The organism is Terrabacter sp. C0L_2, assembly GCF_036352015.1.
Taxonomy (GTDB): Bacteria; Actinomycetota; Actinomycetes; order Actinomycetales; family Dermatophilaceae; genus Terrabacter; species Terrabacter tumescens.
Window position 1 is genome coordinate 714,850 of the sequence record NZ_CP143557.1, and the last position, 22,646, is coordinate 737,495.

Annotated in this window: 20 protein-coding genes; 6 read left to right on the forward strand and 14 right to left on the reverse strand. The window is 72.9% G+C overall.

Annotated elements, in window-relative coordinates; all coding sequences use genetic code 11:
• The first annotated feature begins 6 nt into the window (after positions 1 to 6).
• Complete coding sequence (locus tag U5C87_RS03385) at positions 7 to 849, forward strand: hypothetical protein (protein WP_330475236.1); 843 nt, start codon at positions 7 to 9, stop codon at positions 847 to 849.
• On the opposite strand, the gene U5C87_RS03390 is transcribed toward U5C87_RS03385, so the two are convergent.
• The 3 genes from U5C87_RS03390 to U5C87_RS03400 all read right to left on the reverse strand — a co-directional run bounded on the left by U5C87_RS03390 (position 788) and on the right by U5C87_RS03400 (position 4,521).
• Positions 788 to 1,993, reverse strand: coding sequence for an NAD-dependent epimerase/dehydratase family protein (locus U5C87_RS03390; RefSeq protein ID WP_330475237.1), 1,206 nt, complete (start codon positions 1,991 to 1,993; stop codon positions 788 to 790). The genes U5C87_RS03385 and U5C87_RS03390 overlap by 62 nt on opposite strands.
• Positions 1,990 to 4,044: a hypothetical protein gene (locus tag U5C87_RS03395; RefSeq protein WP_330475238.1), complete on the reverse strand. Its 2,055-nt coding sequence runs from the start codon at positions 4,042 to 4,044 to the stop codon at positions 1,990 to 1,992. Before U5C87_RS03395 ends, U5C87_RS03390 begins: the two co-directional genes overlap by 4 nt.
• A gap of 75 nt (positions 4,045 to 4,119) precedes the next feature.
• Entirely contained in the window at positions 4,120 to 4,521 is a 402-nt protein-coding gene (locus tag U5C87_RS03400; RefSeq protein WP_330475239.1) for a PPOX class F420-dependent oxidoreductase, read from the reverse strand.
• Between the two features lie 76 nt (positions 4,522 to 4,597).
• Here U5C87_RS03400 and U5C87_RS03405 point away from each other — a divergent pair, with 76 nt between their 5' ends.
• A complete protein-coding gene (locus U5C87_RS03405; protein ID WP_330475240.1) occupies positions 4,598 to 6,805 on the forward strand; it encodes an ATP-dependent DNA ligase in 2,208 nt (735 codons plus the stop codon).
• Between the two features lie 3 nt (positions 6,806 to 6,808).
• Here the strand turns inward: U5C87_RS03405 and U5C87_RS03410 are convergent, their stop codons facing one another.
• The 6 genes from U5C87_RS03410 to U5C87_RS03435 all read right to left on the reverse strand — a co-directional run bounded on the left by U5C87_RS03410 (position 6,809) and on the right by U5C87_RS03435 (position 13,198).
• Complete coding sequence (locus tag U5C87_RS03410) at positions 6,809 to 7,150, reverse strand: hypothetical protein (RefSeq protein WP_330475241.1); 342 nt, start codon at positions 7,148 to 7,150, stop codon at positions 6,809 to 6,811.
• Positions 7,151 to 7,296: 146 nt separating this feature from the next.
• Positions 7,297 to 9,027: a phosphoenolpyruvate--protein phosphotransferase gene (ptsP, locus tag U5C87_RS03415; RefSeq protein ID WP_330475242.1), complete on the reverse strand. Its 1,731-nt coding sequence runs from the start codon at positions 9,025 to 9,027 to the stop codon at positions 7,297 to 7,299.
• Positions 9,028 to 9,032: 5 nt separating this feature from the next.
• A complete protein-coding gene (locus tag U5C87_RS03420) occupies positions 9,033 to 9,302 on the reverse strand; it encodes an HPr family phosphocarrier protein (protein WP_330475243.1) in 270 nt (89 codons plus the stop codon).
• A 77-nt stretch (positions 9,303 to 9,379) separates the two neighbouring features.
• On the reverse strand, positions 9,380 to 11,440 hold the full coding sequence (locus U5C87_RS03425; RefSeq protein WP_330475244.1) for a PTS fructose transporter subunit IIABC: 2,061 nt from the start codon (positions 11,438 to 11,440) through the stop codon (positions 9,380 to 9,382).
• Between the two features lie 55 nt (positions 11,441 to 11,495).
• Positions 11,496 to 12,440, reverse strand: a complete 945-nt coding sequence (pfkB, locus tag U5C87_RS03430) for a 1-phosphofructokinase (RefSeq protein ID WP_330475245.1) — start codon at positions 12,438 to 12,440, stop codon at positions 11,496 to 11,498.
• Positions 12,437 to 13,198 (reverse strand): DeoR/GlpR family DNA-binding transcription regulator, encoded by a 762-nt coding sequence (locus U5C87_RS03435; protein ID WP_330475246.1) that lies wholly within the window; start codon positions 13,196 to 13,198, stop codon positions 12,437 to 12,439. Before U5C87_RS03435 ends, pfkB begins: the two co-directional genes overlap by 4 nt.
• 202 nt (positions 13,199 to 13,400) lie before the next feature.
• On the opposite strand from U5C87_RS03435, the gene U5C87_RS03440 reads away from it, so the two are divergent.
• Entirely contained in the window at positions 13,401 to 14,339 is a 939-nt protein-coding gene (locus U5C87_RS03440; RefSeq protein WP_330475247.1) for an alpha/beta hydrolase, read from the forward strand.
• A gap of 79 nt (positions 14,340 to 14,418) precedes the next feature.
• Here U5C87_RS03440 and U5C87_RS03445 read toward each other — a convergent pair whose 3' ends face one another.
• Positions 14,419 to 16,203 (reverse strand): alkaline phosphatase D family protein, encoded by a 1,785-nt coding sequence (locus tag U5C87_RS03445; protein ID WP_330475248.1) that lies wholly within the window; start codon positions 16,201 to 16,203, stop codon positions 14,419 to 14,421.
• Between the two features lie 206 nt (positions 16,204 to 16,409).
• On the opposite strand from U5C87_RS03445, the gene U5C87_RS03450 reads away from it, so the two are divergent.
• Complete coding sequence (locus U5C87_RS03450) at positions 16,410 to 16,598, forward strand: hypothetical protein (protein ID WP_030198353.1); 189 nt, start codon at positions 16,410 to 16,412, stop codon at positions 16,596 to 16,598.
• 36 nt (positions 16,599 to 16,634) lie between these two features.
• Here the strand turns inward: U5C87_RS03450 and U5C87_RS03455 are convergent, their stop codons facing one another.
• Genes U5C87_RS03455 through U5C87_RS03465 form a run of 3 tightly spaced genes read right to left on the reverse strand, consistent with a single transcriptional unit; the run spans position 16,635 to position 20,292 of the window.
• A complete protein-coding gene (locus U5C87_RS03455) occupies positions 16,635 to 18,326 on the reverse strand; it encodes a DUF4389 domain-containing protein (RefSeq protein WP_330475249.1) in 1,692 nt (563 codons plus the stop codon).
• 5 nt (positions 18,327 to 18,331) lie between these two features.
• Positions 18,332 to 18,880 carry a hypothetical protein gene (locus U5C87_RS03460; RefSeq protein ID WP_330475250.1) on the reverse strand — a complete coding sequence of 183 codons (549 nt, stop codon included), beginning with the start codon at positions 18,878 to 18,880 and terminating at the stop codon, positions 18,332 to 18,334.
• Positions 18,877 to 20,292, reverse strand: a complete 1,416-nt coding sequence (locus U5C87_RS03465) for a cyclic 2,3-diphosphoglycerate synthase (protein WP_330475251.1) — start codon at positions 20,290 to 20,292, stop codon at positions 18,877 to 18,879. The genes U5C87_RS03460 and U5C87_RS03465 overlap by 4 nt, the downstream gene beginning before the upstream one ends.
• A gap of 235 nt (positions 20,293 to 20,527) precedes the next feature.
• Here U5C87_RS03465 and rocD point away from each other — a divergent pair, with 235 nt between their 5' ends.
• Positions 20,528 to 21,733: an ornithine--oxo-acid transaminase gene (rocD, locus tag U5C87_RS03470; RefSeq protein WP_330476653.1), complete on the forward strand. Its 1,206-nt coding sequence runs from the start codon at positions 20,528 to 20,530 to the stop codon at positions 21,731 to 21,733.
• A gap of 120 nt (positions 21,734 to 21,853) precedes the next feature.
• Here the strand turns inward: rocD and U5C87_RS03475 are convergent, their stop codons facing one another.
• Positions 21,854 to 22,204, reverse strand: coding sequence for a hypothetical protein (locus tag U5C87_RS03475; RefSeq protein WP_330475252.1), 351 nt, complete (start codon positions 22,202 to 22,204; stop codon positions 21,854 to 21,856).
• A 155-nt stretch (positions 22,205 to 22,359) separates the two neighbouring features.
• On the opposite strand from U5C87_RS03475, the gene U5C87_RS03480 reads away from it, so the two are divergent.
• Positions 22,360 to 22,608 (forward strand): PLDc N-terminal domain-containing protein, encoded by a 249-nt coding sequence (locus U5C87_RS03480; RefSeq protein WP_330475253.1) that lies wholly within the window; start codon positions 22,360 to 22,362, stop codon positions 22,606 to 22,608.
• Positions 22,609 to 22,646: the final 38 nt, after the last annotated feature.

Genomic DNA, 22,646 nt, shown 5'->3' on the forward strand with positions numbered 1-22,646 from the left:
CACGTGATGTCGTCGAACGCGAGGGGCCAGGACGAGATGCTCGCCCGCATCACCGAGCTGGCGCGCGACGCCTGGTCGGCGCAGGCGGACTTCGCGCGGCAGTCGATCGAGCTGGGCCGCGCCACGCTGACCTCCGAGGTGGACCCGACCACGGCCGGGCGGGCCTGGGTCGAGGCGGTCAGCCGTGAGGGCGCCCGCTACTGGAAGGACGTCGGGGAGCTCGGGCTCGACGTGGCCGGCAGCCTCGTCGCCATCAGCAGCCGCAGCATGGCCCGGGTCATCGCAGACACCCGCTCCGCGACGCGTGCCGGTGCACGGGCAGGCACGCGGACCGGAACGCGAGCAGGGACGGGGCGCCGGCCTGCGCCTGAGCCCGCAACGCACGCTGCGCACCGTGACGGTCACCGTCACGGTGCCGGCGACGCCGCGGATCCTGGTGAGGGCGGAGAGCACACCGATGTCGTCGTCACCGGGCCTGCAGCGGAACCGGTCGGAGCCGAGGCACACGCGGAGACCGGCGCCGGCGCGGGGAGGGCCGCCGTGACCCTGCACGGTCGTCCGGGAGACACGGCGACGGGCCGGGTCACGCTGTCGAACGCCCACCCGCGCGCCCGCAAGGTGCTGCTGTCGGCCGGACGACTGCAACCCGACTCGGGTCGGCACGTCGAGCTCGAGCTGCGCCTGGACCCCGACGGCGTCACCATCCCGGCCGGCTCCGAGCACGACGTCCTGCTCGAGGTCGACCTCGCGGCAGACGTGGTGCGGCCGGGTGAGCGCTACGAGGGGGTCATCCTCGTGACGGGCGGCGTCGAGGCGGAGCTGGACGTGGCGGTCTTCGTCGAGCAGTGAGCGGCCGGCCGGAGCTCGGGTCACGACCCTCGGTCCCGGCCTCGGAGCCCGGTCCCGAACCCGTCCCGGCATCCACGGGACCGGGGAGGGCTCGGGGCTCGAGCGGACGGGCGGCCCGCACCGCCGGGGCGAGGCGCAGCGACTCCCGCACGAAGCGCGGCAGGTCCGGTCCGATGACCAGCCACGCGAGGGAGGCGGCCACGGCCTCGCGAGCCGGGCGGGCGGCATACCCGATCGTGCGGGCCCGGTCGGAGGCATACCAGTAGTAGCGCCCGACCGTCGAGGCCTCCTCGCGCGTCGACAGTGGCGACGACGACGTGAGTCGACCCCAGGCCTCCGCCGCGCCGGCGGCCAGCCAGGCTGCCCCCGCCGGGAGCTGGAGGACCGGCTGTCCGACGCCGGCCAGGTCGGCGACGAGGCCGTGCAGCGTGCGCCACGAGACGTCCTCGCCGGCGAGGAGGTAGCGCTCCCCCGGCTCGCCGCGCTCGAGCAGGGTGACGTGCCCCGCGCCCACGTCGCGGGCGTCGACGACGTTGCAGCCTCCGGAGAACGTGCTGCGGGTGGGGTCGAGCAGGTAGCGCAGCACGATGGCGTTGCTCGGGCCCAGCCGGTCGTAGGGTCCTCCGAGCACGACGGTCGGCAGCGCGAGCACCACCTCGAGCCCGGTGCGCTCGGCGACGTCGAGGGCCGTCTGCTCCTGGCGAACCTTGCTCGCGTAGTACCCCGGCGCGGGCTCGGTGCCGAGGTGGTGGCGCTCGTCCCGCGGCAGCGGCTGCAGGCTCGAGCCGCGGGTCACCGCCGAGCTCGTGACGACGGCGCGGGTGACGCCGGCTGCCGCAGCCGCCTCGAGCACGGCGCGGGTCCCGGCGACGTTGACGTCGGCGAGCTCCGCGGTGGCCGCGGCGTCGTAGGAGTAGACGGCCGCGCAGTGCACCAGCGCGTCGACGCCCTCGAAGGCGCGCGCGAGCGAGACCGGGTCGGTCAGGCTCGCCCGCTCTTGACCGACCTCACCCAGGGCGAGCAGCCGCTGGGGCAGCCGGCGTCCGGGACGGGTCACGGCGACCACCTCGTGGCCGGCGGTCAGTGCTGCCGCGGCGACGTGGTGGCCGACCAGCCCCGTGGCTCCGGTGACGGCGACCCTCATGAGGTCGCCGCCTCGTCGATCGAGCCACCGTCAGCACGCGCAGCTGCCGGGCCGGTGTCACGGCTGCGAGGGCGGCTGCGGGGGCCGGGGACGTGGCGGAACCCGTGCACGTCGAGGGCCGGGTCGGGCGCGCCACCCCGGGCGGCCGGACTCCCGTGCTCGCGCTGCTGGTCCCCCACCCCGAGGCGCGAGGTGAGGGCGTCGACGAGCATCCGGACCGACTCGGTGAGCAGCGGCTCCGACGGGTCCGGCGGAGGACGGCCGATGCGGTGCTCGCGGCCCTCGAAGCAGGCCTCGAGGTTGTCGAAGGTGGCGGTGAAGAAGCGCCGGTAGGCCTCCTCCAGGAGGGGCCCGTGCAGCTCCGGCACCGACGGCAGGTCGACCGCGTCGAGCACGGGTGGAAGCGTGAAGAGCTGACGGCCCCGGATCGTCACCAGGGTGGCGCCGTCGCCGGTGCGCTCGAAGGTGAGGGTGCCGTCGTCGTGCGCAGCGGAGCCGTTCGGGCTCGAGACGGTGCGCCAGAGCAGCCGGTGGCGGTCCGGCCCGCGCTCGACGAGCTCGATCTTGCAGACGTCGATCGGCTCGCCGCCCCACGCGGCCAGGTAGTTCGGCTGGGGCAGGTAGAGGTTGCGCTCGGCCTGCCGCTGCCGTGAGCCACCCGGGGCTTCTGTGGGACTGGGCTCGCCGACGAGCACCCTTCGGCCGCCGATGTAGTCGGCCATGAGGCTGATGCCCTCGGCGACGTCGACGCGCTCGACCCACGCGTCGAAGTCGGCCGCGACGATCCGACGGACCTCGAAGACGGTCGCGCCGTCGACGAGGCACCACCGCAGCGCGTCCGGGTCCTCGCTCCTCGGCAGCCGGTCGACGACCGCGTCGATGGCGGCGAGCTGGGTGGGGAGCGCGTCGTAGTCGGCGTCCGGGTGGTCGGCGGGGTCGAACCCGAGGGGGACGACCCGCCGCTCGACCTTGGACTTGTCCATCGTCGCGGCCCAAGCCTCCCCGCCGGCCGAGAGCGTCGCGGCGAGCCCGAGCAGGGCGACGAGTCCAGCCTGTCCGACCGGGTCGGCGGCGGCCCGGACGGCCTCGGTCACGATGGGTCGCAGGGCCGCGAGCACGGGGTCGGCGGCGACCGACCCTACGTCTGGACCTCCCGTCGCGGCGCTGAGAACCCGCGCCAGGCGGGTGTCGCGGGCCACCCGACGGGCCGCTCTCACCGCGAGGGGGTGGGCGTGAGCGACCGGGGCGAAGGGCTGCAGATCGCCCTCGACGCCACCGCCAGGCTCCCCGAGGAGCGTCACGGCTCGCCCGACCAGCGACGAACTGGACCGGTCCACGCCGAGCAGACCGGCGAGCGTGACGTCCGCCAGCACGGGGTCGCGCGCGACGACGACCGTGTCCGTCTCGGTGACCTGCGGGAGCCGACCACCGTCGGCGCCACCGCTCGTGTCGAGGGCGTCGAGCACCGCGAGGTGCGGGCCGGGGTGCCGCGCCACCTCGGCGGCGAGATCCGCGGGCTCGCACCCCGCCACCTCGGGGACGGCCTGGAGCAGCGTGTCGAGGCACCCGGCATACGTGTCGACGAGGTCGGTGACGGCACGCCCCACGACGACGCGGGTGTCCGCCGTCAGCCACGCCCGCGGCACCGGCAGCCCGGCGAGGACGCTCGTCGCGGGGGCCGGGGAGGGCACGAGGTCGTCGGCGAGGTCGAGGACGGCATACGGCCTCCCCCGTTCCGTGCGGCCGGTGAGGCCCGCCGCGTGCGCGAGCGCCCCCACGGAGCGGTGCCCACGGTCGCGGTCCCGACTCGCCAGCCGGCCCGCGATGGACACCTCGCACCCGGCCTCGACGAGCGCGTCGACGACGACGTGCACCACCGACGCGGACGCCGGCGTCGGAGGTGAGAGCCGCGCGAGGAGGACTGCCCGCCCAGACAGGGCCGTGGTCGGCAGCAGGCGGCGCACCGCGTCGGCCAGGAGCGCGGGGTCGCGTCCCCGGACGACGATCGCGTCCGCGGGGTCAGGCGATTCGGCGACGCCGGAGGGCCGCATTCCCCCATGAAACCAGCGCAACCACCCGCCCGGTCGGGATCGCGCAGAAAGGCCGGTGGACCCTCGTCGGCCGCGTCAGGCGGTCGGGGTGATCCGGACGACGACGCGGTTGCTGTTGCCGCGGCGCACGACCCACTCGATGGCCATGAAGATGCGGAACTCGACGCCGTACTTGCGCGAGAGCCGGCGGTTCACGGCCTCGGACGCGGCGGAGTCGGTGATGATCTCGGCGCGACCCTCGACGACCGGGGCGCCCTCCTCGACGTTGCCGCGGCGGTCGCACGGCTGGATCGTGACGCGCGGGTCGTTGCGCAGGCGCTTGAGCTTGCCGGCGCCCTCGGGCGTGCTCACGATCGCGGCCCCGGCGTCGGGGAGCACCCACACGGGGGTCGGGACCGGCTCGCCGGAGCGGCGGTAGGTCGTCAGCAGCACGAAGCGTTCGCCGCCGAGGTTGTGGAGCGTGGGCGCCTGGGTCATGGCGGAGACATACCCGTTGACCGTTCATCGACCTCGCTTCAGCGGCACCGTCGGACCCCGTGGCTACGATCGGCGGGTGAGCGCCAAGCCCGCCGTCGTCGCAGCGCCCAGTTCGTCGAGCCCTGACGGGGTGCGGGAGGTGCGCATCTCGAGCCCCGACCGGGTGCTGTGGCCCGCCGCCGGGATGGCCGACGGCCGGCCTGTCACGAAGCTCGACCTGGCCGAGTACCTCGTCGCCGTCGCCGACCCCATGCTCCGGGCGCTCGGCGACCGACCGGTGACGCTCCAGCGCTTCCCCGAGGGCATCGAGGGCGAGGAGTTCTTCTCCAAGAACCCGCCCAAGGGCGTCCCCGATCACACCCGCACCGTGATGTGCACCTATCCGTCGGGTCGCCGGCACCCGCAGCTCGTCATCGACGAGATCGCCGATGCCGTGTGGGCGGCGCAGATGAACACCATCACCTTCCACCCGTGGCCGGTGCGCACCGCCGACGTCGACAAGCCCGACGAGCTGCGCATCGACCTCGACCCACAGCCCGGCCGCGGCTTCACGGACGCGGTCGAGGCGGCATACGCCCTCCGTGAGGTGATGGCCGAGATCGGCCTCACCGCGTGGGCCAAGACGTCCGGCAACCGCGGCGTCCACGTCTACGCCCGCGTGGCGCCGACGCACGAGTTCCTCGACGTGCGACACGGCGTCATCGGCATCGCCCGCGAGCTCGAGCGCCGCCTCCCCGACCTCGTCACGACCTCGTGGTGGAAGGAGGAGCGCGGCGAGAAGGTCTTCGTCGACTTCAACCAGGCCTGCCGCGACCGCACCATCGCGTCGGCCTACTCCCCCCGCCCGCTCGCGTGGGCGCCGGTCTCGACCCCGGTCACGTGGGACGAGCTCGGCTCGGTCGACCCCAAGGAGCTGACCGTACGCACCGTGCCGGCTCTCGTCGCCGACCGCGGTGACGCGTGGGCCGGCATCGACGACGAGGTCGGCGACGTCGCAGCCGCGATCACCCTGTGGGACAAGGATGTCCACGAGCGCGGCCTCGGCGAGCTGAACTTCCCGCCCGACTACCCGAAGATGCCGGGCGAGCCGCCGCGCGTGCAGCCGAGCAAGCGGCGCACCGACAAGGCCGACGGCGAGTACATGGCGCCCAAGGCCGAACGCGACGCCGACCTGCGCACCACGTGGGGCATGCCAGTCGTCCCGCCCGTGTCGCCGATGCTCGCCAAGCCGGTCAAGGACTTCTCGGCCGTCAAGGTCGACGTGCTCTACGAGCCGAAGTGGGACGGGTTCCGCTCGATCATCTTCCGGTCCGGCGACCTCGTGGAGATCGGGTCGCGCAACGAGAAGCCGATGACGCGCTACTTCCCCGACGTCGTCGAGGCCGTGCTCGCGAACTTCCCGGAGAAGTGCGTCATCGACGGCGAGATCGTCCTCGTGTCACCCGAGTCCGGCGATCGGCTCGACTTCGACCTGCTCCAGCAGCGCATCCACCCGGCGGCCTCGCGCGTCAAGAAGCTCGCCGCCGAGACGCCCGCGTCGTTCGTCGCCTTCGACCTGCTCGCCCTGGGCGAGGAGTCCTACCTGGACAAGCCGTTCGCCGAGCGACGGGCCGCCCTCGAGAAGGCGCTGGCCGGCGCCCAGGCACCGATCCACTTGACTGCGGCCACCGCCGACCGCGACGTCGCCAAGGGCTGGTTCACCCAGTTCGAGGGCGCCGGGCTCGACGGCGTCATCGCCAAGCCGGTCGACGTCGCCTACGAGCCCGACAAGCGCCTGATGTTCAAGATCAAGCACGAGCGCACCGCAGACTGCGTCGTCGCCGGCTACCGCGTGCACAAGAGCGGGCCCGACGCGATCGGCTCGCTGCTGCTCGGGCTCTACGGCGACGACGGGCAGCTCGCCTCGGTCGGCGTCATCGGCGCCTTCCCGATGGCGCGCCGCAAGGAGCTCTTCGAGGAGCTCCAGCCGCTCGTCGCCGAGTGGGACGAGCACCCCTGGAACTGGGGCCAGCCCACCGACGACGGCAGCCTGCGCACGCCGCGCTCGTCGGAGTACTCCCGGTGGAACAACGGCAAGGACCTGTCCTTCGTGCCGCTGCGACCCGAGCGCGTCGTCGAGGTGCGCTACGACCACATGGAGGGCGCCCGCTTCCGGCACACGGCACAGTTCGTCCGGTGGCGCGAGGACCGCACCCCCGAGTCGTGCACCTACGAGCAGCTCGACGAGCCGGTCAGCTACGACCTCGCCGACGTGCTGTCGGCGCAGTCGCGTCAGCCCGGCTGACGCTCAGTGGCGGGCCTGGCGGGGCCGACGGTCGTGATGGCGGTCGGCGGCCTCGCGCAGCTGCGCGACGACCTTGGCCTCTGCGTCCTTGAGCGCGTCCTTGGTGTCGGTCAGGCTCGACACGCCGATGACGGTCGGCAGACCGCTGATGCAGACCTCGACGGAGGTGTGCATGCCCGGTTGCCCGCGGTCCTTGACCCGCAGCCCGATGTGGACCATCGAGGGGTCGAAGCGCTCGAGCTGGCCGAACAGCTGCGTCAGCGCGTGCTCGATGAAGGGGAGGTCGTCCTCGTGGTACCCGTCCTCGAGTCGGACCCGGTCCATGTAGAGGCTGGCTGTGCTCATGTCGAGCTCCTTTGCCGCGTGGGCGCCGTTCTCTCGACGTCCGTCTCGAGTCTATCGAGCAGCCTTGCCGAGCAACGTCCTTCGCACCTATGAGAGTGCTCACTCCCGCGCGCGGCTTCGCCGGACGACGTATGCCGTCCTGCCCGTCAGAGCAGGTCGGTGAGCTCGGAGCGCGCGGCCTCGCGGACGGCGTTCAGGGCGTCGACGGCGGTGCGCGAGCCCCGGGCGGCCTCGGCGATCGCCTGGCACTCGGCCACGGAGTGCAGCGAGAGGGCGAGCCGCACGACCGGCACCTTGCTCGGTGCCATCGACAGCGACGTGACGCCGAGCCCGACGAGGACGAGCGCGAGCAGCGGGTCGCCCGCCGACTCGCCGCAGACCCCGATCGGCCGGTCGGCCCGGGCGGCGCCCTCGCAGGCGAGGCCGACGACGTCGAGCACGCCGGGCTGCCACGGGTCGAGCAGGTCGGACAGCGCGCCCTGCATGCGGTCGGCAGCCATCGTGTACTGCGCGAGGTCGTTGGTGCCGAGCGAGCCGAAGTCGACCTCGCCGAGCACGTCGTGGGCCCGGAGGGCCGCGCCGGGCACCTCGATCATGACGCCGGCCTTGGGCAGGCCGTTCTCGCGGACGCGCCGCGCGAACCAGGCCGCCTCCTCGGCGGTCGCGACCATCGGCGCCATGACCCGCACGTCGGCGCCGGTCTCACGGGCGGCAATGGCCAGCGCCTCGAGCTGGGCGTCGAGCAGGTCGGGCCGCTCGGCCGACAGGCGCAGGCCGCGGCGCCCGAGGGCCGGGTTCTCCTCCGGCCCGAGGTCGGCGAACTTCAGCGGCTTGTCGGCGCCGGCGTCGAGGGTGCGCACGACGACGCGGCGGCCCTCGAAGGGCGCGAAGACGCCGCGGTAGATCTCGGTCTGCTCCTCGACCGTCGGCGCCTTGGTCGCCGACAGGTAGACGAACTCGGTGCGGAAGAGTCCGACCCCCTCGAGGTCCTGGGCCCCGGCCGCGACGGCGTCCTCGACGCCGCCGATGTTGGCGAGAAGGGCGATCTCGGCGCCGTCAGACGTGCGCCCGGGCCCCGAGAGGTGGGCGAGCGCGTCGGCCCGGCGAGCGGCGCGCTCGCGCTGGGCGGCGACGAGCTCCGGGTCGGGGGCGATCGTCACCTCACCGGTGTCGCCGTCGAGCGCGACCGGGGTGCCGGCCGGGATCTCCGTGGCACCCGCGAGCTGCACGACGGCCGGGATGCCCATCTGCGCGGCGAGGATCGCGGTGTGGCTCGTGCGGCCGCCGGCCTCGGTGACGATCCCGACGACGAGGCGTCGGTCGAGCGTCGCCGTCTCGGCGGGCGCGAGGTCCTCGGCGACGATGACGCTCGGCTCGGAGAAGGATGGCACGCCGGGAGCCGGGACACCGAGCACCGCTGCGACAGCGCGTGATCCGACGTCGCGCAGGTCGGCCACCCGCTCGGCGAAGTAGCCGCCGAGCGCCTCGAACTGCGCGGCATACGTCTCCACCGCGTTGTCGATGGAGTGGGCCCGCCCGTGCCCGGCGGCGAGCTCCTTGGCGGCCGCCTTGACGAGGCCCTTGTCGCGCGCGATGAGGGCCGTCGCCTTGAGGATCTGCTGGGCCGTGTCGTCGACCCGCGTGGCCCGCTCCTCGAGCGCGACGGCGACCGACTCGAAGGCTGCGCGCACGTCGGCGAGCGCCGCCTCCTGGTCGTCGACCGCGCCCTCACCGGCCGGCGGCCGGACCGGCGGTGCGACCTGCACCACCGGTCCGTATGCCGTGCCCGGGCTCACGCCGATGCCGTGCCGTGTCTCCGTCCGGGTCTCCGGCTGGGTCTCCGGCTGGGTCTCCGGCTGGGTCTCCGAGTCGGCCATGCTCGTTACTCCGCGTCGAGGTCGCGCGAGAGGAGCTCGACGAGCGAGTCGAGCGTCTCTTCGGCGCCGTCGCCGTCGGCGGTCAGGACGACCTCCTCGCCGTGCCTGGCCCCGAGGGCCATGACACCGAGGATGCTCGTCGCGTCGACCGGGTCCTCCCCCGGCTTGGCGATCTCGACGTCGAGGCCCGAGGCGCTGGCCGCCTCGACGAAGAGGGCTGCCGGGCGGGCGTGCAGGCCCACCGAGGAGGCGATGGTGACGGTGCGGGATGCCATGGACGTGCTCCTTTGTGTGGAAACGGGTGGTCGTGCTGACGGTGAGGATCAGACGGCGATCGGGATCACGCCCTGCTTCAGACCGTAGCGGTCGCGTCGATCTCCGCAAGGTTGTGCTCGCGCGACTTCAGGGCCACGACGATGCCGGTCATGACGATGACGCCGACGGCGAGCGCCACGAGGAAGAGCAGGAAGTTGCCGATGAGCGGCAGCACCCAGATGCCTCCGTGCGGGGCGCGCAGCGTCGTGCCGAAGGCCATCGCGAGCGCACCGGTGACGGCCGAGCCGACGACCGAGCTGGCGATGATGCGCACCGGGTCGGCCGCCGCGAACGGGATCGCACCCTCCGAGATGAACGAGAAGCCCAACAGCCAGGCGGCCTTGCCGTTCTCGCGCTCGGGCTCGGAGAAGAGGTGCGGGCGGATCGTCGTGGCGAGGGCCATGGCGAGGGGGGCCACCATGCCGGCGGCCATGACGGCGGCCATGATCTTCAGCTGCGGCGCGTCCGTGGAGGCACCGGCCGCTGCGAGACCCGTGGTGGCGAACGCGTAGGCCACCTTGTTGACGGGGCCACCGAGGTCGAAGCCCATCATGGCGCCGAGGATGATGCCGAGGATGATCGCGCTCGCACCGGTCATGCCGGTCAGCCAGCTGTTGAGGCCGTCGGTGAGGCCCTTGATCGGGCGGCCGAGCACGGTGATGAACAGGCCGATCGTGATGAGCGAGCTGAGCAGCGGGATCACGACCACGGGCATGACGCCCCGGACGCCCTTGGCGACGTTCCAGCCGGAGACCCACCGGGCGACGAAGCCGCCGAGCAGGCCGGTGACGAGACCGCCGAGGAAGCCGGCGCCCATCGTCGCGGCCACCGAGCCACCGACGATGCCGGGGACGAGGCCCGGGCGGTCGGCGATGGCGAAGGCGATGAAGCCGGACAGGATCGGCACGAGGAAGCCGAACGACGCACCACCGATGACGAAGAGCAGCGCGGCCCACGAGGTCAGGCTGCCGACGCTGAAGTTCTGGGCGATGTTGTACTGGTCGGGCGAGGTGAGGTTGTACTTCACGATCTCGATGGCGCCGGTCTCACCGAGCGCGACCTGGGCCAGCATGAAGGACAGGGCGATGAGGATGCCGCCGGCCGCGACGAACGGGATCATGTAGGACACACCGGTCATGAGCCACTGGCGGATCTTGGTGCCGGTGCTCGCGCCCTCCTCGACCTTCGAGGTGAGGCCGCCGGTCGGGCCCGCAGCGGCAGCAGCAGCAGCGGCTGCCTCGCGCTTGGCCGGGTCGGCGTCCCACTCGGCGACGAGCTGCTCGGCCTGGGAGACGAGCGCGGGGCCGTCGGAGATGCCCTTCTTGACGCCGACGTCGACGAGGGGCTTGCCGGCGAAGCGGCGGGCGTCCTTGACGGGCAGATCGTGGGCGAAGATGACGGCGTCGGCCGCGGCGATCTGCGCTGCGCTGAGCGGCTTGGAGCCGGCCGAGCCCTGCGTCTCGACGAGGATCGTGTGGCCCGCGGCCTTGGCGGCGTTCTCGAGTCCCTCGGCCGCCATGTAGGTGTGGGCGATGCCGGTCGGGCACGACGTGACGCCGACGAGGTTGAGCGCGCGCTTCGCGGCCGGGGCCGCCGCACCGGTCGTGTCGGCGGCAGCAGCGCCGGCAGCAGCGCCCGCGGGCTGGTCGAGCTCGACCTCGGCGCTGACGATCCGGACGACCTCGGCCTCGGTCGTGGCCGCGGCGAGCGCCGCCTTGAAGTCCTTCTTCATGAGCGCCCGGGCGAGCTTGGGGAGCATCTGCATGTGCGCGTCGCCGCCGCCCTCGGGGGCCGCGATGAGGAAGACGAGCGTGGCCGGGCCGTCCTTGGCGCCCCAGTCGATGCCACCACCCTCCGTCGCGCGCCCGAAGACGAGCGACGGCTCGGTGATCGCGGTGCTGCGGGCGTGCGGGATGCCGATGCCGCCGGGCAGGCCGGTCGCCATCGTCTCCTCGCGCTTGCGCACGTCGGCGAGGAACTGGTCGAGATCGGTGCAGCGGCCCGTGGCGACGAGTCGCTCGCCGAGCCTCCGGGTCGCCTCGTGGCGATCGGCACCGGTGAGGTCGAGGACGACCTGGTCTTCGGTGATCAGGGACATGTCATTTCCTTTCGGAGGATCGAGACGATCGAGGTGTTCGGCGTCTGGGGCCGCGTCACGAGAGGACGCGGTCGAAGTCGGGCTCGCGGGTCAGCTCAGCGCGTATGCCGTCGAGGTCTTCGGGTGCGGGCACTCGGCTCCCCGGGAGGGTGACCGCCGCGGCGCCCCACGTCACCCCCGTGAGGAGCGCGTCCGCGGGGTCGAGGCCGGTGGACAGGCCGTGTAGCAGGCCGGCGAGCATGCAGTCGCCGGCGCCCACGGTGGACAGGGGGGCCGTGATCGTGGCGCGGGCGTGCGAGCACCCGTCGCCCGTCACGAGCAGGGCGCCGTCGCCGCCGAGGCTGACGGCGACGACGTCGATGCCGGCGGCGACGAGCTCCTCCGCTGCGTCACGCACGTGCCCGAGCGTCGGGAGGTCGTGGCCGACGAGCTCGGCGAGCTCCTCGTGGTTGGGCTTGATGAGGTGCGGGCGGGCGGCGACGGCGGCCGCGAAGGGTGCGCCGGAGGAGTCGATGGCGATGCGGCCACCGCGCTCGCGCACCCGCGTGACGAGGACGGCATACAGGTCGGTCGGCGCGCCGGGCGGGAGGCTGCCGCAGCCGACGACCCACTGGGCCCCCTCGGCGCGCTCGAGGGTGCTGGCAACGAGCGCCTCGACCTCGTCGGGCGACAGGTCGGGGCCGGGCTCGTTGAGCTTGGTCGTCGTGCCGTCGGGCTCGAGGACGCTGATGTTCATCCGGACCGAGCCGCGCACGGGGACCGAGGCGTAGGTGACGCCGGCCGCGTCGAGGAGCTCCTCGAGCAGGTGGCCCTCGGGTCCACCGCTCGGCAGGACGGCGGTGGTCGCCGCGCCCTGGGCTGCGAGCGCCCGGGAGACGTTGACCCCCTTGCCGCCCGGGTCGATCCGGCTGCTGCTGGCCCGGTGCACCTCGCCCCGACGCAGCGCGTCGATGAGGACGGCCCGATCGATGCTCGGGTTGGGGGTGAGGGTCACGATCATGCGGTCACCACTTCCGGTCCGGCCGCACGGATCTCGGCGGCGACGTCGTCGTCGAGGTCGGTGTCGGTGATGACGACGTCGACGTCGGCGAGCTGGGCGAATCGGTGGAGGTGGTCGTCACCGGCCTTGCTCGAGTCGGTGAGGACCACGCACTTGCGGGCGGAGTCGACCATCGCGCGCTTGACGAGCGACTCGGACTGGTCGGGCGTCGTCAGGCCGCGGGCGACGGAGAGGCCGTTGGTGCCGATGATCGCGACGTCGACGACGACGTCGGCGAGGGCGCCCGTGGCCCAGTCGCCGACGGCGGCGCCGGTCGTCCCGCGGACGCGTCCGCCGAGGAGGTAGAGCTTGATGCCCGGGTGCGTCGACAGGACGGTCGCGGCCGCGAGGCTGTTGGTCAGGACCGTGAGGTCGAGGTCGGGCGGGAGCATCTCGGCGACGGCCAGGGTGGTCGACCCGGCGTCGAGGATGATGCTGCCGCCGCTCGGGAGCTCGTCGAGGGCGCGGGCGGCGATGCGGCGCTTGACGTCGGCGAGCCGGCCGGAGCGGGTGGCGAGGGTGGGCTCGACCTCGAGGCGTTCGACGGGGATCGCGCCGCCGTGGACCCGGCGCAGGGAGCCGCGGCGCTCGAGGGCGGTGAGGTCGCGGCGGACGGTCTCGGCGGCGACCCCGAGGGAGTCGGCGAGCGCGGTGACCTCGACGCGGCCGGCACGACGTGCCTCCGCGATGATCCGCTGCTGCCGCTCCGCTGCGTACATCGGACTCCCTCGTCCTCGTCTTGACCGTCGTCGCCCGGTCCCCCGTCGGGCCGGTGGATCTAGGAAACCACCGGATCGGTCCCATGTAAATAGATTCGGTCACCCGTTTTTGTGGGATCGGGGCAGGAGTGGGCGCAAACGGACATCGAGATCTGCGCCCGGATGCCCGCGCGGCGGCGACCCCGCGGCATACAGTTCGGCCATGCAGAGCGCCACCTTCAGCCTCACCACGCCCGACGGCACCGAGGTCTTCGTCAACCGCTGGCTCCCGGACGGGGCGCCCAAGGCGGTCGTGCAGATCGCGCACGGGCTCGCCGAGCACTCCAGCCGCTACGCCCGTTTCGCCCAGCGCCTCACCGACCACGGCTACGCCGTCTACGCCTCCGACCACCGCGGCCACGGCAAGACCTCGAGCGCCCGCGGCTTCTTCGCGGAGCGCAACGGCTGGCAGACCGTCATCGACGACCTGCACGCGGTGACCGAACGGGCACGGGAGGAGCAGCCCGGCCTGCCCGTCTTCCTCCTCGGCCACAGCATGGGCTCGTTCATCTCGAGGGGGTATGCCGCGTCGTACGGTTCCGAGCTCGCCGGCCTCGTGCTCTCGGGCACGTCGGGTGGGGCGGGCGCGATCGGCAAGGTGGGCATCTTCCTCGCCTCGACCCAGGCCCGGCTCCGCGGCCACGCCCACACGAGCGGCCTGATGAACACGCTGAGCTTCGGGCAGTACAACAAGGCCTTCAAGCCGACCCGTACCGACTTCGACTGGCTCTCGCGGGACCCGGCCGAGGTCGACAAGTACATCAACGACCCGGACTGCGGGTTCGTCTTCAGCGCAGGCGGTTTCGCCGACCTGCTCCGCGGGCTCGAGACCGTCAACACCGACGCGTCCGCCGCCCGCGTGCCCAAGGACCTGCCGGTCCACCTCGCCTCGGGCGACAAGGACCCGGTGGGGGCCAACGGCAAGGGAGTGCGCCAGGTCGCCGACCAGCTGCGCCGGCTCGGGGTGCGCGACGTGACGATGACGCTGTGGCCCGACGCGCGGCACGAGATCCTCAACGAGACCAACCGCGACGAAGTCGAGGTCGAGATCGTCGACTGGCTCGACGCCCACCTCACCCCCGCGGGCGCCGTCGGGAACTGAGCACTCGAGGAATCGTTCCCCGTGGGAACTGGGCACTCGACGTTCACTTCTCGTCGAGTGCCCAGTTCCCGACGGACTGTCAGTCGCCGTGTGGCTGGTCTGAGCGCGGGCCGACCGGTCCGGCGGCGGGCGAGAGGCGCCGGGTGCCGGCCAGCGTCTGGAGGCTGCGCGTGTAGCCAGGCAGCACCGTCGGGACGACCCGCGGGTCGGGCAGCGCACTCGTCGGCACGGGCGTGTGGTGGTAGTCGGCCTGCACGCGCTCGGGCGTCACGTCGATGACGACGAAGCCGTGGCTGACGCCGTCGATGTAGCGCAGCCACGGGTTGAGCTGCTGCGCGGCGCCGATGGCCTGGCGGGTGGCGCCGACGACGACCTCCGGCGGCTTGCCCTTGAGCTGGGCCGTCGATCCCAGCACCTCGTAGAAGCCGTCACTCGTCACCGACGGGCAGACGAACTCGACGCCGGCCGAGGAGTAGGACGACTGCCCCGGCGACGAGGTCACGGGTAGGTCGCACGAGAACGAGGCGTGGATGTCGCCGGTCAGCACCACGGCGTCGCCGGCCGCTGCGGGCTGCGCCTCGAGGTGCGTCAGCAGGCTCGTGCGGTCGGCGGTGTAGCCGTCCCACTGGTCGGCGTTGACGAAGGTGTAGCCCGGCGCGCCGAGGGCAGCCCCGGGGTAGAGCACGGGCGCGACCATGACCTGGTTGCCGAGCAGGTGCCACTGCCGCCCCTGCTGGGCGAGGCCGTCCTTGAGCCACGTCAGCTGCTCGGGCTCGGGCAGGTGACGGGCCGGCGAGGCGATGGCGCCGTCGATCGCCGGGCTGACCCCGATCGGGACGAAGCCGTCGAAGGGCACGCCGGGCGCCGTCACCTGGGCGCTGCGGTTCTGCCGCGTCTCGAGGATCGACAGGTCGCCGAGGTCGCCGAAGGTGAACCGCTTGAAGAAGCGCGTGCCCCGGTGCGGCACCGTCTGGTCGGGCATGCGGAACGGCATCCACTCGAGGTAGGCCTGCATGGCCTGCGCGCGGCGCTCGAGGTAGGGACCCTCGTCGGCCTGGTGGTTCTGCGCGCCGCCGGCCCAGGCGTTGTTGGCGACCTCGTGGTCGTCGAAGATCGTGATCCACGGCAGCGCCTGGTGCGCGGCCCGACAGTCCGGGTCGGCCTTGTGCAGGGCGTGCCGCAGGCGGTAGCCGAGCAGGTCGATGGTCTCGGTCGGCGGCTGGCTGTCGCGCGTGCCGATGAGGGCGGCGGGGCCGTAGCGGTCGGCGCCGTTGCCGTACTCGTAGATGTAGTCGCCGACGTGGAGCACGAAGTCGAGGTCGTCGCGGGCGGCGATGGCGCGGTAGGCCGTGAAGTAACCGCCGGTGTAGTTGCTGCAGCTGACGAGGGCCAGCCGGAGCGCGTGCGTCTCGCCCGCGATGTCGCCGGCGGTCTGCGTGCGACCGACGTCGCTGAACTGGCCGAGCGACTGGAAGCGGTAGTAGTAGCGCGTGTAGGGGTCGAGCCCGGTGACGTCGACCTTGACCGTGTGGTCGCTGTCGGGCGAGGTCATCACGGTGCCGTGCGCGGCGACGCGCGTGAACCGGCTGTCGCGAGCGACCTGCCACCGCACCGGGATCGGGCGGCCGAGGCCGCTGCCCGGGGTGGCGAGGGACTCGCCGGGGCGGGCCGGCGGCGTCGCGCGGGTCCAGATGATGACGGAGTCGGCGGTCGGGTCGCCACTGGCGATCCCGTAGCCGAAGATGCCCTTGCCGGCCGGCGCCGCAGCGGCGGCCGGGTCGAAGACGCGAGGGACGGCGAGTGCGGCGGTGGCCGCGGCGACACCTTTGAGGAGGGTGCGCCGGTCGAGGGACGGCGTTGTCATGGTCGCGAGGCTATGCCCGCGCGGTGACGCTCAGGTGGCGTATGCGTGGACGGACGTCGGGCGACCGGGTGACGTCCCGTGGTCGGCGCCGTCTCCCACGACACCTGCCCACGACACCTGCCCGCGACACCTCCCGCGCGACACCTCCCGCGACGAGGGTCCCTGACGTAGCGTCGGGACATGAGCACCCGGCTATGTGGCCCGTCATGACCCACCCCGTCCGCGTCATCGTCGGCGTCCTGCTCGTCCTCGTCGGGGTGCTGTGGCTGCTGCAGGGCCTCGGCTACGTCGGCGGGAGCGTGATGTCGGGCGTCACCCTGTGGGCGATCATCGGCCCGGTCGTGGCCGTCGCCGGTGTGGCGCTCGCGCTGTCCGGCACCCGGCGTCGTCCCTGAGGCCGACGCCGGGCCCGGCGAGCCGAGCGCCCGCGGTCAGCCGTCCACCTGCCGCGGCGGCTCCGTCCGGTCGGCCGGCACCGGCGGCGGCAGCTGTGCCGGCAGCTGTGACGGTGGAGCGAGCGGGACCTCCGAGCCTCCCTCGTCGAGCTGGAACGGCGGGTAGACGTCGGTCATCAGGGCGGCATACGCGACGACGCGGTAGACCCAGCGGTTGAGGCCGATGACGAGGTCGAACAGCGCCCGCGGGTAGCGCGCGGTGAACAGGAGCGAGAACCCGGCGATCGCCACGAGGAGCCCGAGGACGCTCCAGCCGTACGTGTCGATCCGGGCGCCGCTGCGGGTGGTGCGCTCCCACACCCATCCGCCGCCGCCGAGCAGCAGGCCGAGGATGATGTAGTGCGGGATGGCGAGCAGCCACCACTTCACGAGCACGAGGCCGCGCGAGAGCCGCTCGGGGTAGGCGATGTCGAGCCGGGCCGGATAGTCCGGCTCGGGACCCAGGCTGAACGGCGGGTAGCGGTCGGTGCCGAGTCCGCCGTTGCCGCAGTAGTACGACACGCGCCAGGACCACTGCAGGACGCCGAGGTTGAAGGCGAACAGGCCCCGCGGGTAGCGGCCGGTGAAGAGGATCGCGAAGAAGGCGATGACGCTGACCACCGAGAAGGCGACCCACAGGAAGCCGAGCACGATGAAGTGCGGGATCGCGAGGAACCACTTGACGAGCCACAGCCAGCGCGACAGCGGCTCGTCGAGCCGGGCGTCCAGCGCCACCGGGCTCATCGCCCGCGGGTGCGAGGACCATGCGACCGGCTCACCGGTCGGGGGCGGTGCCTGCACCGGCACGCCGGTCGACGCCGCCATGGGCATCATCATCGGCTGGCCCGGGCCGCCAGCAGCCGCGGACACGGGGGTCGGTGACCCCGGCGGCCGGGTGTAGCTGGACGGTCGGCTGCCGGAGGCGCCGATGATGATCAGCGCGACCGCCACACCCGAGATGACGAGCCCGAGGCCGAGCATGATGAAGGCCATCGGCAGCAGGAAGCCGGCACGCACGCCGATCGACGACGCGACGGCGACGCCGCTGCTGCCGTCGGCGTTCATGATCACCGCGGCCCACTGGCCACCGGTGACCCGCCAGGTCAGCTGCTGCTGCCCGGGGCCGGTCGCCGACGCGGTCCAGAAGGTCTGGGTCGTCGGTGCCGGAGCGGTGGCGGCGCCCGGGGTGGCCCGCAGCACGGCACTGCGCTGCCCGCCGGTGCGCGGGTCGGTGATGCCGACGACCTGGTCGTGGGCGACACCGGAGAGGTAGGTCGACAGGCTGCCCGCGGGGGCGATGCCGAGGAAGACCGTCTTGCCGGGCTCGAGCGGGGTGGCGGTCAGGCGCACGTCGAACTCGAGCCGGTCGAGCACCCAGAAGGGCACGTCGGAACTCGTGGCCACGACGGCGTCCGCGGTCGTCAGCGCGGGCGACGAGCTCGACAGGTCGGGCATCGAGAAGGTCAGGTAGCCCGCGCTGTCACGCGCGACGGCATACGTGATGCCGAGGCCCGCCCCGCCGAGGAGCAAGCCCAGCCCCGGCACGATGAGCAGGCAGCCGATGATGAGGGCGGCGAGATGGCGGCCGCCGGGGTGCGACGGACCGGTGCGCGCAGGCGCGGGCGCCTGCACGGTCGAGGGACTGTTGGTGAAGGCGACGGCACCGAAGGGTTCGTTCGTGGAACTCATGGGGATCACATCCTCGGGAAGCGGCCGCGGACGAGCCGGCTGAGCGCGTCGAGGATCCCGATGCAGCTGCCGACGAACGCGACGACGAGCAGCACCCGTGCGACGACCTCCCACCCGGTGCCGATCACGTCGAGCGGGAAGACCTGCCAGATCTCGATGATGGCGGCGAGTCCGAAGCCGATGGAGACGAGGTCGCCCAGGGCCCGCGGTCGGGGCCGGTTGAGGACGACGTTGACGGCGTCGGCGACGACTCGAGCGATGATCGAGGCGTTGACGGCGCCGATGACGAGGACGGTGCGGCCCGTGAGGAACGGCACCGCCTCCCATCCCGGCCAGCCGTTGATGAGCCAGAGCAGGATGAGGTTGACGACGATGGAGCCGACGTAGCCGCCGCGCCGGCTCGGGGGCGCGGGGCGGTCGTCGGGCTCGAGTGGTTGCCCGGAACGGTGGTCACGCGAGTCGGAGAGACGGTGCTCGCTCAGCGGCTCGGTCAGGCGCTCGGGAGGCTCCTCGGTCGGGAGGTGGGTCGGGTACTGACCCGGAATCGACATCATGATGCACTTCCAACTGACGTGGCGCCGGAGTGGGCGCCGAGGATGGAGAGGGGCAGCGCGGACCGGACCGCGGCGGCCAGACCGCCGGGCACGACCTCGCGCAGCTCGTAGCGGGCCCGCACGAGGGGCGCGGGCACGGAGAGGACACGAGTCAGGTCGATGGGGGTGCCGCTGACGACGGCCTCGCACTCCCCCGCCTCGACGGCGGCGCGGATCGTCGCCTCGAGGTCACGCACCTGGTCGGCGCCGTAGCCCATGGCGGGCAGGACACCTCGCGCGTTCGGGTACTTCGCGTAGGTCGCGGCGATCGACCCCACGGCATACGGCGTCGGGTCGACGATCTGCGCGGCACCGGCCGCGCGGGCGCCGACGACGCCGGCACCGTAGGTCATCGACCCATGGGTCAGGGTCGGCCCGTCCTCGACGACGATGACGCGACGTCCCTCGACGGCGCTCGGATCGTCAACGGTGACAGGGCTGTCCGCGCGCAGCACCGTCGCGCGCGGGTTGAGCGCGCGCACCGAGGCCTCGACGGCCTCGACGTCGGCCGTGCGCGCCGAGTCGCACTTGGCGATGACGACGACGTCGGCCATCCGGACGTTGGCCTCGCCGGGGTGGTATGCCGTCTCGTCGCCCGGGCGCAGCGGGTCGGCGAGCACGACGTGCAGGTCGGGGACGTAGAACGGCAGGTCGTTGTTGCCGCCGTCCCAGAGGATGACGTCGGCCTCCTGCTCGGCCTCGCGGAGGATCCGCTCGTAGTCGACGCCGGCATAGACGACGACGCCCGCGTCGAGGTGCGGCTCGTACTCCTCGCGCTCCTCGATGGTGCAGTCGTGCCGGTCGAGGTCGGCATACGTCGCGAATCGCTGGCACGCCTGCGCGGCGAGGTCGCCGTAGGGCATGGGGTGGCGGATGGCGACGACGCGCAGGCCGAGGTCGAGGAGCATCCGGGCGAGGTAGCGGGTCGTCTGGCTCTTGCCGACGCCCGTGCGCACCGCGGTCACGGCGACGACGGGCCGGGTGCTGCGCACCATCGTGTGCCGCGCAGAGTGCAGCCGGAAGTCGGCGCCGGCCGCGACACAGCGCTCGGCCAGGTGCATGACGTGCTCGTGTCGCACGTCGGAGTAGGCGAAGACGACGACGTCGACGCCCTCGCGCTCGACGAGGTCGGTCAGCTCCGACTCGGCGACGATCGGGATGCCTTGCGGATACAGCGATCCCGCGAGGTCGGGCGGGTAGCGACGGCCCTCGATGTCGGGGATCTGGGTGGCGGTGAAGGCGACGGCCTCGTAGGTCGGGTCGTCGCGGAACACGACGTTGAAGTCGTGGAAGTCGCGTCCGGCCGCGCCGAGGATGACGACGCGGGTGCGGTGGACGGGGGCGGTGCTCGTGCTCGTCAGGGACGTGCTCATGGCCATCTCCACGGCTGGGACGCCGACGTGACCGACACACCCCTCTGCGGGTAGTCCTGGCTGCGGGACCCGCCTCTTCAACTGTCCCACCGGGGCGTCGCGGCGGCGGCGGTCCGAGAGCGGGATCACCCCACGTTTCCGGTCACTTTCCGGCGCCGTCGACGAGGCGCGGTGCCACGATCGAGGGGTGAGCGACACGGCCGCACGACCCGGGGCCCGCGAGCACAGCGGCCCGATCCCCGGCACCCCCACGCACGAGCACGTCTCCCTCGCCGAGGACTGGGTGGCGAGCAACTACAGCCCGCTGCCGGTCGTCATCTCGCACGCCGAGGGGGCCTGGGTCACGGACGTCGAGGGGCGCCGCTACCTCGACGCGCTGGCCGGCTACTCCGCCCTCAACTTCGGGCACCTGCACCCGGGTCTCGTCGGGGTGGCGAAGGCGCAGCTCGAGCGGCTGACCCTGACGAGCCGCGCCTTCCACAGCGACCGGCTCGGGCCGTTCTGCCGGGACCTCGCGGCGCTGGCCGGCAAAGAGCTCGTCCTGCCGATGAACACCGGCGCCGAGGCCGTCGAGACGGCGATCAAGACGGTGCGGCGCTGGGGCTACGAGGTCAAGGGCGTGCCGGACGGCCGGGCGCGCATCGTCGTCATGGCCGGCAACTTCCACGGCCGCACGACGACGATCATCAGCTTCTCGGACGACCCCGTCGCGCACGACCACTACGGCCCGTACACGCCCGGTTTCGACACCGTGCCCTTCGGTGACGTCGAGGCCCTCGAGGCGGCCATCACCGACGACACCGTCGCCGTGCTGCTCGAGCCGATCCAGGGCGAGGGCGGCGTCATCCTGCCGCCCGACGGCTGGCTGCGCGACGTGCGCGAGCTGAGCCGCAGGCGGGGCGTGCTCATGGTCGCCGACGAGATCCAGTCGGGCCTCGGACGCACCGGCACGACCTTCGCGTGCGACCTCGAGGGCGTCGTGCCCGACGTCTACGTGCTCGGCAAGGCGCTCGGCGGCGGCATCGTCCCGGTGTCCGCGATCGTCGCCGACCGGGACGTGCTCGGCGTCATCACGCCGGGCAGCCACGGGTCGACCTTCGGGGGCAACCCGCTCGCCGCGGCCGTCGGCCAGGCGGTCGTCGGGCTGCTCGCCACCGGCGAGTTCCAGCAGCGGGCGCGGCAGCTCGGGGCGCTGCTGGACAGCGGGCTGCGCGAGCTCGTCGGGCACGGTGTCGACGCGGTCCGCTGCCGTGGCCTGTGGGCCGGCGTCGACCTCGACCCGCGGCTCATGACCGGGCGCGAGGCGTCGCACCGGCTGCTCGAGCGCGGCGTCCTCGTCAAGGACACGCACGGCTCGACGGTGCGCATCGCTCCCCCGCTCGTCGTCGGCGAGGTCGAGATCCAGATCCTGCTCGACGCCTTCGCCGCCATCCTGCGCTGAGAGCCTTCACTGAGAGCCCTCGCTGGGCGCGGTGCACGCGGGCGGGGGGCCCGTATGCCGTCCCCGCCCGCGCGCCGTTCCTGCCCTTGCGCCGCGGTGCGCCCGTGGTGCGCGTGAAGCTCAGGCCGGGAAGCCGAAGCAGGGGAAGAAGCCCTCGACGCCGGGGCGCGGCACCTCGATGCAGTGCCACTTCGTCTGATCGGTGGAGCAGGTGTCGGAGACGCGGACGAACACGGCGGTCAGGCCCTGCTTGCCCACGGGACCGGGCTGCGCGGCATACATGGCCTTGCTCGACGAGACGAACACCTCGGTGAGCTCGCACCCCGCCGTCGACGAGAGCGTCGCCGATGCCGAGGTGGAGCCGATGGTGTGGTACATCCGCGGCTGGGCGGCGCCGGCGGCCCCGGTCGTGAGGGGTGCCAGGAGGAGCGGCGCGGCGAGAACGGTCGCGACGGCGAGGGCACGTTTCATGAGGACTCCCAACCGATTCCCTGTCCTCTCCAGCGTGACACCGGGATGCGGGAGTGGCTCTGGCCCAAGGCGTCTCGTGCGTCACATCGCTCGACGGACCGGGCGCGCACCTGCTAGTCCCGAGGGAAGGATCCATCGCGACCTGAGGAGGGGTCATGCCGAAGAACCTGACGGCGAGGAAGAAGTGGTCGGACCTGACGAGCGGTCAGCGGACCGCGGTCATCATGGTCGGCTGCGTGCAGCTGTCGCTCGCCGCTGCGGCGTGGGCCGACCTGGCCCGTCGTCCTGCCGAGGAGGTGGCCGGGAGCAAGGCGAAGTGGGCGGCGATCATCGCGATCAACTGGGTCGGGCCGATCGCCTACTTCACCCGCGGTCGCCGGGCCGTGTCGAAGGTTGTGTCCTGACATCGGCCGACATCGGGTGACATCTCCCTGATGTGTCG

Excerpts from the sequence above, each read along its gene's own strand:
- ptsP (WP_330475242.1), bottom strand. The coding sequence starts at position 9,027 with ATGGCCGACTCGGAGACCCAGCCGGAGACCCAGCCGGAGACCCAGCCG.
- U5C87_RS03480 (WP_330475253.1), top strand. The coding sequence starts at position 22,360 with ATGCCGAAGAACCTGACGGCGAGGAAGAAGTGGTCGGACCTGACGAGC.
- U5C87_RS03460 (WP_330475250.1), bottom strand. The coding sequence starts at position 18,880 with ATGATGTCGATTCCGGGTCAGTACCCGACCCACCTCCCGACCGAGGAG.
- U5C87_RS03465 (WP_330475251.1), bottom strand. The coding sequence starts at position 20,292 with ATGAGCACGTCCCTGACGAGCACGAGCACCGCCCCCGTCCACCGCACC.
- U5C87_RS03440 (WP_330475247.1), top strand. The coding sequence starts at position 13,401 with ATGCAGAGCGCCACCTTCAGCCTCACCACGCCCGACGGCACCGAGGTC.
- U5C87_RS03385 (WP_330475236.1), top strand. The coding sequence starts at position 7 with ATGTCGTCGAACGCGAGGGGCCAGGACGAGATGCTCGCCCGCATCACC.
- U5C87_RS03455 (WP_330475249.1), bottom strand. The coding sequence starts at position 18,326 with ATGAGTTCCACGAACGAACCCTTCGGTGCCGTCGCCTTCACCAACAGT.
- U5C87_RS03400 (WP_330475239.1), bottom strand. The coding sequence starts at position 4,521 with ATGACCCAGGCGCCCACGCTCCACAACCTCGGCGGCGAACGCTTCGTG.
- pfkB (WP_330475245.1), bottom strand. The coding sequence starts at position 12,440 with ATGATCGTGACCCTCACCCCCAACCCGAGCATCGATCGGGCCGTCCTC.
- U5C87_RS03420 (WP_330475243.1), bottom strand. The coding sequence starts at position 9,302 with ATGGCATCCCGCACCGTCACCATCGCCTCCTCGGTGGGCCTGCACGCC.
- U5C87_RS03475 (WP_330475252.1), bottom strand. The coding sequence starts at position 22,204 with ATGAAACGTGCCCTCGCCGTCGCGACCGTTCTCGCCGCGCCGCTCCTC.
- U5C87_RS03395 (WP_330475238.1), bottom strand. The coding sequence starts at position 4,044 with ATGCGGCCCTCCGGCGTCGCCGAATCGCCTGACCCCGCGGACGCGATC.
- U5C87_RS03450 (WP_030198353.1), top strand. The coding sequence starts at position 16,410 with ATGACCCACCCCGTCCGCGTCATCGTCGGCGTCCTGCTCGTCCTCGTC.
- U5C87_RS03390 (WP_330475237.1), bottom strand. The coding sequence starts at position 1,993 with ATGAGGGTCGCCGTCACCGGAGCCACGGGGCTGGTCGGCCACCACGTC.
- U5C87_RS03410 (WP_330475241.1), bottom strand. The coding sequence starts at position 7,150 with ATGAGCACAGCCAGCCTCTACATGGACCGGGTCCGACTCGAGGACGGG.
- U5C87_RS03425 (WP_330475244.1), bottom strand. The coding sequence starts at position 11,440 with ATGTCCCTGATCACCGAAGACCAGGTCGTCCTCGACCTCACCGGTGCC.
- U5C87_RS03445 (WP_330475248.1), bottom strand. The coding sequence starts at position 16,203 with ATGACAACGCCGTCCCTCGACCGGCGCACCCTCCTCAAAGGTGTCGCC.
- U5C87_RS03435 (WP_330475246.1), bottom strand. The coding sequence starts at position 13,198 with ATGTACGCAGCGGAGCGGCAGCAGCGGATCATCGCGGAGGCACGTCGT.